The sequence below is a fragment of the Prevotella multiformis genome (assembly GCF_018127985.1).
Classification (GTDB): Bacteria; Bacteroidota; Bacteroidia; order Bacteroidales; family Bacteroidaceae; genus Prevotella; species Prevotella multiformis.
Window position 1 is genome coordinate 543423 of record NZ_CP072358.1, and the last position, 12509, is coordinate 555931.

Consider the following 12509-nt stretch of genomic DNA (forward strand, 5'->3'; position numbering starts at 1 on the left):
ATATGAAACATAAATACCTCACGGCAGTTTCCTTCTTTCTATCCGCTCTTTCTGCCGCGGCCCAGACCCCCGGTGGCGTAGACGGGCCGACGGTATGGTCACGTGATTCCGCCTCTGTCCGGGTCGCTGCCGGAACCGGACTTACCTATATAGGCGTAAGTAAGGTATACGGCGAAAAAGAACAGGCAATATGGTCTCTCGGCAGCGGAAAAGCGGTCACCCGTATGCAGACAACCGCGCGTGCCGCCAATCTTGGTGACGGTACCTTCATGAACTATGCCAAGGACACGCTGTCCGAAATGCGGCTTTACAGCTATACGACCTCCTCCAGTGTGGGCGGCGGCCAGACGCTGCACATCGGGCGGAACGGGGACACCAGGCTGCCTGTAAGGAACCTTGACGGCAGGACCGTCGAGTATGCCGTCTTCGACCGCCGCCTTTCCGATGCAGAACGCTGCCGTGTGGAAAGCTGCCTCGCATTGAAATACGGCGTGAGCCTTCGCAGCAGTTACCTCAACTCAAGAAGCGAGGTTATTTGGAATGGATATGCCGACAGAGGCTACAGCCACCGTATAGCTGGTCTTATCTCAGACAAAGCCTCTGCCCTGCATAAGACAAGAGCCAGGAGCTGTGAGGAAGACGGTTTTCTTACTGTCAGCATGAACAGGCCGCTTCAAGACGGGGAGAGCATTCTCTGGGGTGACGACAACGGCAGACTTTCTTTCCGTCAGAGCAGGGCTTACGGCAAGTGGCTCGGCAGACGGTGGATGGATGCAGCGACACGGGTTCCCAATCCAGGCGTCGACATTGCAGCCGACAGCCGTCAGCTGCGCCAGATACGGCCGCTATCTGAAGGCGAGAGCTATTATCTTGCCGTTGACCCCACGGGCACGGGCAGTTTCCCTGTCAAGGATCTGAGGTATCACAAGGCCGACAGGGTCACGGCCGACAGCATCGTCTTCAGGGACGTGCCGTTGGGCAGCCATTCCGTCTTCACGCTACGGGCTGCCAGAGACATGTTCACGACGATAGAAGTAGTGCAGCCCACGGAGAAGAGCGGCAGTACAGGAACACTTTCTGTCAGAGTAACAGGCGGTATCGCTCCTTACAAGATGACCCTGCAGAGAGAGCACATGTCCGTTTTCAATCGTACCACAAGCGACAGCATACAGTCTGCTGACGGACTCATAGAAGGGAAATACCTTCTTACGACGACAGACCATGTGGGCAACAAGGCTGAGAACGAGTTTCAGATATCGAAGACGGGTATCACAGAGATTCCTTCCATGAATCCTTCCGACGGAAACAGTGACTTCTTTGCGAATGTAAGTGTAAGCCCTAATCCAACGGTGAATGGATATGTCAGCGTACAGGTGGAACTGGGCGAAGCGGCTCCGTTGGACATGGCGCTCTATACGTCTGGCGGCGCTCTCGTCAGCCGCCAGACGAATCTGCCTGATACGTATTTCTCAACCAAAGTCCATCTGCCACAGACAGGTGTTTACTTATTGACACTGCAGAGCGGTACCAAAGAAAAGACATTCAAACTGATGAGGAAGTAAATACCTCTGTCATCCTTTATAGAGCCTGCCAACGCAAGTATATATATTGAAGACCTCCAGGCCTGAAACAAAACAGACAGAATAATGACGCATTCTGCACATTCACTCCTCCTTCCGTTCCTGTTGCTTTCAGGAATCATACTAAACTCCTGTAATGGTGGGAGTAGTCGTTCTGCTAAAGAAACTGTAATCAGTGATTCTACATCCAGTGATACAGTCTCTTCTGTACAAAAAGACAGCACTTCCCCAAAAACTACTTCCTTACGAACACAAGTTAAGGACAGTATACAGAACTCTTCTGTGAAGAGATTCTCCAAAGAAGTTGTAAGAAATCAAAAGTTGAATCGTGTAGACACTCACAAGCCGGACAGGAAATCTGCAGGACTTTTTGCTGACTTAGGCAGACGTACCGTCAGTAAGTTCTTTACCAACTCCGACGGCGACACGCTCAATGTCGGGCGTGCCCGGCTTGCCGTACCGCGTGAGGCTATGGCGAAGGGCAAGGTTCTCAGTATCACTCCACTTAGAAGGGGAGAATTACCGACCTTGCCTACAGGCATGGTGAATGTTACAGGCGGCTGTGACACCTTAATGGCAAGAACCGATACGGTGTCAGGTTATCGTTTCTTACCTCATGGTAATCATTTCGTCCATCATCCGGCAAGTATCGCAGTACCTTACGACAGCACGCTGATACCGAAAGGTTATACCGTAGATGATATCCACACCTATTACTATGATGAACTGCACCGACGCTGGACAATGCTCCGGTCGAAAGGTATTGATACCAGACGTGAGGTGGCGATGGCGGAGACCTCCCACTTCACGGATGTCATCAACGGCATCATCAAAGTTCCGGAGAGTCCCGAAACACAGAACTATGTTCCCACAGGTATCAGTGAGCTGAAGGCTGCTGACCCAGCAGCAGGTATTCAGCAGATTGAAGCTCCATCAGCTAATCAGAATGGTACGGCAACACTGTCCTATCCTTTTGAAGTTCCTGCAGGACGTAATGATATTGGTGTAAGTGCCGGCTTACAGTACAGCAGCGAGGGCGGCAGCAGCTTTGCAGGCTATGGATGGAGCCTTCCCGTGCAGAGCATTGACATAGAGACCCGATGGGGTGTACCACGTTTCGATGATCAGTATGAAAGTGAGAGCTATCTCCTCATGGGACAGCAGCTCAGTGACCGACTCTATCGTAGGACCGACTCTTTGTCACGTCAGACTGATAAGCAGTTCTATCCAATGACTGAAGGCGGGTTCAGTAGGATTATCCGAAAGGGTAACAGCCCGAAGAACTATTACTGGGAAGTGACTGGCAAGGATGGTACAGTCTACAGTTACGGCGGACACGATGGTCATGTCAGTGATGCTACTTCTCTTACTGACACCAGGGGTAACCGTATCAGATGGGCGCTTGACCGCATCACCGATGTCCACGGGAACTTTGCCGCTTTCCATTACATGAAGTCTGGCAATAACCTTTATCCGGAACGCTATACATGGACAGGATTCGGGGAGACGGAAGGGCTGTACAGCATTGAGTTTGATATTGACTCTACAGCCGCAGAACGAAAAGATGTGACGAGTAGCGGAAGGTTGGGCATAATGCAAAAGGACAAAGGGCTACTCCGTAAGGTCACGGTGAAGAATAATGGTCAGCAGCTCCGCAGCTATACCTTAAACTATGAAGAAGGACCGTTTGGCAAAATGCTGCTAAAGAGCATTGATCAGAACGATAGTAGGGATGGTAAGGTTGCTACACAATCCTTTGACTATTACAATGACCTCAAAAATGGGCTTTTCTCTTCTAAGGCAGAATTATGGAAAGCTCAATCTGACGACTATGAATCACTGCTGAAACACACTGTCCGCGGATGTAATGACAACCTCAGCATGCTGGGTGCCGGTTACTCCTCAAGTAAATCTGCAGGTACAGGCATGCTCTTCGGCTTCGGTCTTGCCGTCGGGACACTGAATGTCGGAACGACAGGTACGCACAGTTCGAGCCGGAATCTTGGCAAGGTCGCTTTTGTCGACATAGACGGTGACGGACTCCCTGACAAGCTTTTCCAGCAGTACGGCAAATTGTTCTATCGTAAGAACCTGAATTCCGATGCCGTAAAGACCTCCTTTAGTAACCCTATCGCAATACAAGGGGTCAATTCCTTTTCAGAAGGAAAGAGTAAAAGTTTCTCCATCAGCGCTGAAGTTGCAGCTGAGATAGGTAAGGTCGGTAAAACTAAGGGGTCTGCCGGCATCAGTTATACCCGTACGACAGGTAAGGACAGGACAAGTACCTTTCTCTATGACTTTAACAGTGACGGCCTTACGGATATAGCCGTAAATGGACGTGTCTATTTTAACCATATAATAAATGGGAAGCCTGTCTTTACTACAAAAAGTGGTGTTACAGCTAATCCTGTTATAGAGAAAGGTTCTGCCATAGACAGCCATTTTGTACCAGACTACAGGCTCATCCGCGACTCTTTGGAAAAGGAATATCCTCTGAATGATGCTGTCCGTATGTGGCGTGCACCATTTGACGGAACAGTCAATATTAAGAGTACGATTGAGAAAATAAGCAGCCAAGGTGATGGTATCATCTATAGTATACAGCATGAGAATGAGGGATTCATGATTCGAGACTCCTTGTTGCAGGTTGGAAGTAAAACACATAATCTTCATTGTAGTGTAAAGGCCGGTGACAGGCTTTTCTTCCGCCTTCAGTCCAGATATGACGGAGATGACGACAGGGTACTCTGGAATCCGATCATTACCTATACCTCCTTACCGGTCGGCAAGGACAGGTATCTTTCATCTGATTTGAAAGCATACGACAGCAAGGCCGATTACATCGAGGGTGAAAGTGATGTCGCCGTCTTCAACCGTACGGGCAAGGTAAAGCTTCATGCTCCTTATACGAAGGAAAGGACCTCTGATGATGTCACGCTCACCGTCACACGGCGGGACGTCCGTGGCGAAACGGTCATAAAGCGCATTGTCCTTCCGGCCGACAGCGTTGTCAAAGACGCCTATGACTACACGGCTGATGTGAGCGAGGAGGATTCAACATCCCTTGTCTTTGTGATTGCGACGACTTCGCCCATAGACTGGACCAAAGTCCGATGGGAGTGCAGTTACCGTTATGACGGTGATACGGACGCCGTCCGCCTCGTCGCTTCCCGCAGGATGTTCAACAAGCCTGTCAGCATTGCGGAGGGCAGAAGCCTGAAGCCGGGGGCGACCGCCCTGGACAGGAGATACCGACCCGTGCTGTCCATTGTCCCGGTGCTTTCCGTCCAGCGCGAGAACAGGGACGATGACAGGGACACGGCGGCCGTCTGTCTTACTTTACATGACAAAGACGGGCTGCCGGTACTGCACCATACCTGCCGGCTGGGAACCTCCGATACGCTCAGACCCGATACCGTCACGGTCAAGGACACCGCGCTTATCAGGCGGCTGGCTTCAGGAAAGGTAACGGCAACCTTTGCCATATCAAATGAACTGTCAGCATCAATTCAAGCTAAGGTACGGTTCCTGCGTGACAGCCTCTCTTACCGGAGTGCTGCTTCTGCTGTTGTTACTTCTGAGCAGCGCGTGCTTGTCGACACGCTGGAGGCCTGTGTGTTCTCCGGATACAACTCCGTCGACTTCGGCAGCCTCTATCGCGGCTGGGGACAGTTCGCCTATAACGGCAACAAGGCGTACGCCTCCCGCCCCATCGACGTGTCCGCCTTGAGGATCGACAGGGAGAAATACAGGGACATCGCCGAGCATTACCATGCCACACACGACGGGAACAGACTTGCGGAGAGTCTCACCCCCGTCAACGAGCAGCGTTTCCTGGTGATGGGCTATAATACGAACAGAAGGATGTTCGTCGGAGGTTCAGAACATGTTTTCATTACTGTAGACACTATATGCAGTTCCCGTATCGGTGAGGATGTAATCCGGATAGACAGCGTTGACTATGCGGAGAATGCCGGGGAACTGCCTGCCCCGGTGCTTGTCAGCAGCTCGAAGAGCAATGGCTACAGTGTCAGCGGCAGTTTCTTATTTGCAGGGCTAAGCGGAAGTAAGACTACACAGACCTCTTACAGCAAGATTGCTTTAATGGATATCAACGGCAATGGTTACCCAGACTGGCTGGATGACAATGATGGTGCTATTATTGCACAATATACGAAATCTACAGGAGTTCTTGGTAATGAAAGGATGAAAATAGATGTAGGACAGCCAGAATTCAAATCTGAAGCATGGACAATTGGAGCAAGTCTTACCGCAGAGAAAGCTGTTAAAGAAGCAAAGAAAAAAGGTAATAATTCTAATGATGCGACGGCCGTCCCCGTAAGTCCGCAGCCCGCACAGGGCCAGACACAGAACGGGAACAGCGCCGATGCCAGCGGACATGCCGCTTCAGAGGGGAACGGCGTCTCGAAGGCGTCGGTGAGCGCCAGCGGTGATTTCACTTCAGGAAAAGCCCATACGGAAAGGGACTGGACGGACCTTAACGGTGACGGGCTCCCTGATATGCTCTATAATGGCAAGGTCAGATATGGACTCGGTTATAATTTCACTGATGAACAGGCCAGCGGGGTGTCTGCCATAGAATCTTCCGAGAACAGCACCTGGGGCGCCGGTCTGGGAACCAGGATCCCCGTTCTCGGAACTGCGGACATCTCCTTCGGGTTCAACGGCACCCGTACTACCACAAAGAACAGCAGCTCTTTTGTCGACGTCAACGGTGACGGCCTGCCTGACATGGTCACCCGTGACGGTGAAAAAATCAACATAGCCTTCAATACCGGCGCCGGCTTCATGCCGAATGCACATGAGGCAAATGGACAAATTAACCAGTCTCTGGCAACTTCTGTTTCCAAGTATGGTAATTTCTCTGTCTCTATTCCCATTCATGTCTGGATATTGAAATTCAGACTTACATTCAAGGGAGTAGGTTCTTTGTCTGACGGTGTCAGCTGTACCGAGGCCGCGATGAGGGACATCGACGGTGACGGACATCCAGATATTATTGTCGCTGACGGAGGAAAGCAGCTTGTTGTCTACCGCAACCTCACGGGCAGAACGAACCTGCTGCGCTCCGTGACGCTTCCTTTCGGCGGACATATCCATATCGGGTATGAGCAGACGGCTCCGAGTTACGACCTGCCGGGGCGCCGCTGGGTGATGTCATCGGTTGAGACGACAGGCGGATACAGGGAGAACGGAGCGGTACGGAGCAGGAACACCTTTGAATACAGCGGCGGCTACCGTGACCGCCGTGAGCGTGACTTCTACGGTTTCAGGCAGGTGCGTACCAATCAGATAGATACCGAGAACGGTGACAGGCTCTACCGTTACTCCGTACAGACCTACGGCAGGAACAGGGATTACCATGCGCATGGGCTTGTTACGAGTGAATATCTCTATACCGCTGACGGAAAGAAGCTGCAGGGATCTGTCTATGACTACGACCTGAAGACGCTTGCCGCAGGCAGCAACACGGCAGACGCTGTTGTCTTCCCTGCCCTGAAGACGCTCGTCCAGAGTAACTTTGATGTAGATAGTGGGGACAGTCTGGCGGTTGCTGTCAGCAATACTTACGATGACTATGGTAACCTGCAGGGATATAAGGAGACGGCAGCGGGTTATAGCTTAGAGGCAGACATCAGCTATCATAAGATAGCGGATAAGTATATCGTCGGTGTCCCGAGCCATATCACTGTCAGCAGCGGCGGCAGGACTTACCGTGAACGCTCAACGAAAGTGGACGGAAACGGTGAGATAACGGAGATCATGCTCCATAACGGTGACAGGCCGTCTATCTATAACATGACATACGACGGCTATGGTAACATCACACGCATGACGAAGCCGGAGAACTACAGTCATCAGCGTATGTTCTATGCTTATACGTATGACGACCGCTATCATAGTCTTTTGACAAGTGTCAAGGATGCGTACGGCTACAGCTCCAGCACGGCTTATGACGGTCTTTGGAATGCGCCTTCTGTAACCACCGATCTCAACGGGCAGAAGGTGGAATACACCTATGACGCACTGGGCAGACAGCAGACGATCCGTGCTCCGTATGAGATAGAAAGCGGTCAGCCGTTTACTATCCGTTTTGAATACTTCCCTGCAGAGCGTAAGGCGCATACCGTCCATTATTCCAAGGAGGGGAACATTGACACTTATACCTTCGCCGACTCGCTGATGCGTGCTGTCCAGACAAAGCAGACGGGTGTGGTGTGGTCTGGTGGCAGCAATCAGAAAGTCTCTATCGTCAGTGGAAGGGCTGTCATCGATGCCTTCGGACGTAACATTACAGCTTATTACCCAATGACGGAGAGCTATGGTAACATCGGCACTTACAACCATGCTACGGGTGATCTGCAGGCAAAGACGGAGTATGATGCACACGACCGTACCACGAGTGTTACGCTTGCTGACGGCAGTGTGACACGTACGGCTTATGCTGTCGGCAGCCATGAGGGTGAACCGATGCTCCGGACAACGGTCACGGATGCGCTGGGACGACATGCGGAGAGCTATACCGATGCCAGGGGGCGCAACCGGGAGACGGTACAGCATGCAGGAGGCGAAGACATCAGGGTGAAGTACGGCTATGACCCTGTCGGTCAGGTGATGACGGTGCAGCATCCCAACGGCAGGGAGACGAAGTATGCCTATGACCTGTTAGGGAGAAAGCTCATGGTGAATCATCCTGATGCGGGTGAGACGGACATGACCTACGATGCGGCGGGCAACCTCCTGACGAAGCTCACGGCAGAGCTTAGGAAGTCGATATCCGACAAGGGCTGCATCTCTTACACCTACGACTTCGAACGGCTGCACGAGGTGCTCTATCCTGAAAACCTGTTTAACCGTGTCACTTATACCTACGGCAAGGCCGGCGACAAGTACAACCGTGCCGGTCGTCTTGCCCTCGTTGAGGATGCGAGTGGCGGTGAAGCCTATTACTATGGTAGACAGGGTGAGGTGACGAAGACTGTCCGTACAGTCATGGCGAGCGTGGCGGATATCAGGACTTATGTCTATGGTGCTACGTATGACAGCTGGAACCGTGTGCAGACGATGACTTATCCTGACGGTGAGGTGGTAACCTATCACTACAATGCTGCTGGACAGGTAGAGAGCCTGACGAGTAATAAACAGGGACGTGAGAGCGTTATTGTTGACAGGATAGGTTACGACAAGGAGGGTCATACGGTCTATACGAAGCTCGGTAATGGCACGGAGACAACCTATACATACGACAAGCAGCGTGAACGTCTGCAGGTGATGAACCTTACAGCGGACGGTCAGACTGTGATGGAGAACAGGTACCAGTATGATGCTGTGGATAATATCCTCGGTATTACAAATGCTGCCAACCCAACGTCGCTGACGAAACTCAACAAGGCGAAGTTAGGAGGAAGGAGTATGCATGTGTATGAGTATGACGAGCTGAACCGCCTTGTCCATGCAAGTGGCAGAGCGAAGCGTGCATCGTATGATATGGTGATGTCGTTCGGACGGATGAGCGAGCCGCTGACGAAGGTACAGAAGGTGGACTCAACGACGACAGCCGGGTCTTATGACTTTGCTTATAGGTATGAGGACAGTAACCATCCGACGGCTCCAACACAGATAGGTCACGACCATTACACCTACGATGCAAATGGTAATCCAACATTAGTAACGAACGACTCTACGAATACTACTCGTGAGATGTATTGGGATGAAGACAACCGACTCATGGTCTTAAGCGATAACGGTAAGACGAGTCGTTACACTTACAACGCTGCCGGCGAACGTATTATGAAGAGTTACGGTACGATGGAGGGCGTATATATCAACGGTGCACCACAGGGAATAACCTTCCATGAAACAGATAATTTTACGCTTTATCCTGCAAGTATCCTCTCTGTAAACAAGAATCGCTTTACAAAGCATTACTTCATCGGGGACAAGCGAATCGCCAGCCGTATCGGTACAGGCCTGTTCAACAACGTTTACGGGCGCAACGGCTCATACGTAACCGCCGGTCAGCAGGACTATGCAGAGCGCATGAACCAGATCCAGCGTCAGAAGGAAGCGTATTACAGGCAGCAGGGCATCGCCCCCGGCGTGCCGACGATGAAGGGTGCGTACGGTGATCCGGAGAACACGCACATCGGCTACAACTCCATCATCAGGGAGCTGGGCAACCACGACGTACCGCAGGGCTGGGTACAGACTCCACATCCTAACACGACACCAGGCACTAACCCCGGCCCTCCTGTCTCCTGGAACGACCCGAGCAACCCCGATGACCCGCAGGCTGGTTATGGTTACATCCCTACTGACACTACAAAGGAAGAGGCCTTCTTCTATCACAGTGACCATTTAGGCAGTACGTCCTACATCACAGACGATAAAGCCAATATCACTCAATATGATGCCTACCTGCCGTACGGTGAGTTGTTGGTTGACGAGCATAGTAGCAGTGAAGACCTGCCGTATAAGTTCAACGGCAAGCAGTTCGATGAAGAGACAGGTTTGTACTATTACGGTGCAAGGTACATGAACCCTGTGGCTAGTATTTGGTATGGGGTGGATCCGTTGGTGGAGAAGAATCCAAATATATCAAGCTATATATATTGTGATAATAATCCTATAAGATTCATTGATCTTATTGGTAAAGAAGGAGAGAATGCTAATAATTCAAAAGGAGGAAATAAAACTGTCCGTGTATATATATTTGAGAAGAAATGGAAGTATATATACATGAATCATAAAAGAGGTATTGCGAAAGGTAATCCAACGCTGTTAACTTATGATTCAAGTAATATAAATGCTGCTAGAAGAAGAACTGCAGCATTGAAAGCCAGCGGAATATCTTCTTCCCCACAAGTAGATCGGGATGAATACCCATATGCACATACAGAAGAAGGTGGATCTAATGCTTCTGTTATGCAAGTTCCAAGATCAGAGAATCGATCTCATGGACAGTATTTGAGTACTTTGGTGAAAAGTAATAATATGAAGACAGGAGACCATTTCCTAATTATTTTAGTTCCTGACAATAGTAAAAAAGAAAAGCAGCATATTCCTATTGGTTCTACAGTTCCTGTCACTGAAAAAATACATCCCAACCGAGATGTTGTTAAGAATATTGCAATAGGAGCAACTGTAGTAGCCATTCTTAAAAGTATAGGCACAATTGCTGAAAAGATAGTTTCAAGGACTGTAACTCCAATAATAGTTCCGCCAACAACATCAATGAGTATAGAAATGCAGTATCAACAATATAATGATAATTTACGATGAACTTAAAGGAGAAATTAAATTTACTGGAAGGTGAATTAACTCGAATAGAGAGCCCCATTCTTAGATTGTTAAGAGATAGTAATGATGGTTTTGACAGAGATCAAACCGCTCATGTGCTTACAAATCTTGGAATGTGCCCTCTTCAAATGCTACTTGATTTTTATGATTGGGCTACAGGGGCAGATGAGAATATTCTTTTTAATATAAATAATCAGGTAAAACTTTCCACAATAGGGAATCCCGCAAAAGTTTCAATTACTACGAGTTTGTACATGTTAGATGCAACAACAGATGATTTTTTTGCACATAGAAAGATGCTTCCTTTTATTTATAATGGTATCATGGAAGATCCCATACTGATTGATTTGTCGCCGAAAAGTAAAACCATTGGAGCACTATATTATTATAGTCCACAAGTGACATTATCTGTAGATCCTATTATGATTTATGATTCATTAGAGTTATGGATTGATACAATGTTATTATGTTATTCAAATGGCATCTATAAAATAAAACCTAATGGAATGTTAGTTGCCGATGTAGATAAGGAGATTAAAATAACAAGGGAACTCAATCCACACTCTATCTATTGGGATTAATACACAACACTGTATGGTCTTTTCCATAAAGACGCTTTCAGTTGTACATCTCCCATCCCTATGGTTACGGATGAACAATGCTCCCTCTGTAACCACCGACCTCAACGGGCAGAAGATGGAATACACCTACGATGCACTGGGACGTCAGCAGACAATCCGTGCTCCGTATGAGATAGAGAGCGGTCAGCCATTTACTATCCGCTTTGAGTACTTCCCTGCAGAACGCAAGGCACATACCATTCATTATTCTAAGGAAGGCAACATAGATACCTATACCTTTGCCGACTCGCTGATGCGTGCCGTCCAGACGAAGCAGACAGGTGTGGTTTGGTCTGGTGGCAGCAATCAAAAGGTCTCCATCATCAGTGGAAGAGCTGTTATCGATGCCTTTGGACGTAATATTACAGCTTATTACCCAATGACGGAGAGCTATGGTAATATTGATACTTACAACCATGCTACAGGTGATCTGCAGGCAAAGACAGAGTATGATGCACACGACCGTACCATGAGTGTTACGCTTGCTGACGGCAGTGTGACACGCACAGCCTACAGTATCGGTAGCCATGACGGTGAACCAATGCTCCAGACAACGGTCACGGATGCACTGGGACGACATGCGGAGAGCTATACGGATGCCAAGGGGCGCAACCGTGAAACGGTGCAGCATGCTCGTGGTGAGGATATCATGGTGAAGTACAGCTATGACCCTGTCGGACAGGTGATGACGGTTCAGCATCCTAACGGCAGGGAGACGAAGTATGCCTACGACCTACTTGGTCGGAAACTGATGGTGAACCATCCTGATGCTGGTGAAACGAATATGACCTATGATGCGGCGGGCAACCTCCTGACGAAGCTTACGGCAGAGCTTAGGAAGTCGATATCTGACAAGGGTTACATCTCTTACACCTACGACTTCGAACGACTCCATGAGGTGCTTTATCCTGAAAATCTCTTTAATCGTGTTACTTATACCTATGGTAAGGCTGGCGATAAGTATAACCGTGCCGGTCGTCTTGCCCTC

Annotated in this window: 3 protein-coding genes; all 3 read left to right on the forward strand. The window is 49.5% G+C overall.

Annotated features, from left to right (window positions below; genetic code table 11):
• Nucleotides 1–2: 2 nt before the first annotated feature.
• On the forward strand, nucleotides 3–1562 hold the full coding sequence (locus J4864_RS08555; RefSeq protein ID WP_211815312.1) for a T9SS type A sorting domain-containing protein: 1560 nt from the start codon (nucleotides 3–5) through the stop codon (nucleotides 1560–1562).
• 84 nt (nucleotides 1563–1646) lie between these two features.
• The gene (locus tag J4864_RS08560) at nucleotides 1647–10883 is read left to right on the forward strand and encodes a SpvB/TcaC N-terminal domain-containing protein (protein ID WP_211815313.1); all 9237 of its coding nucleotides are present in this window, start codon (nucleotides 1647–1649) and stop codon (nucleotides 10881–10883) included.
• Nucleotides 10880–11482, forward strand: coding sequence for a hypothetical protein (locus J4864_RS08565; protein ID WP_211815314.1), 603 nt, complete (start codon nucleotides 10880–10882; stop codon nucleotides 11480–11482). The genes J4864_RS08560 and J4864_RS08565 overlap by 4 nt, the downstream gene beginning before the upstream one ends.
• The last annotated feature ends 1027 nt before the right edge of the window (nucleotides 11483–12509 follow it).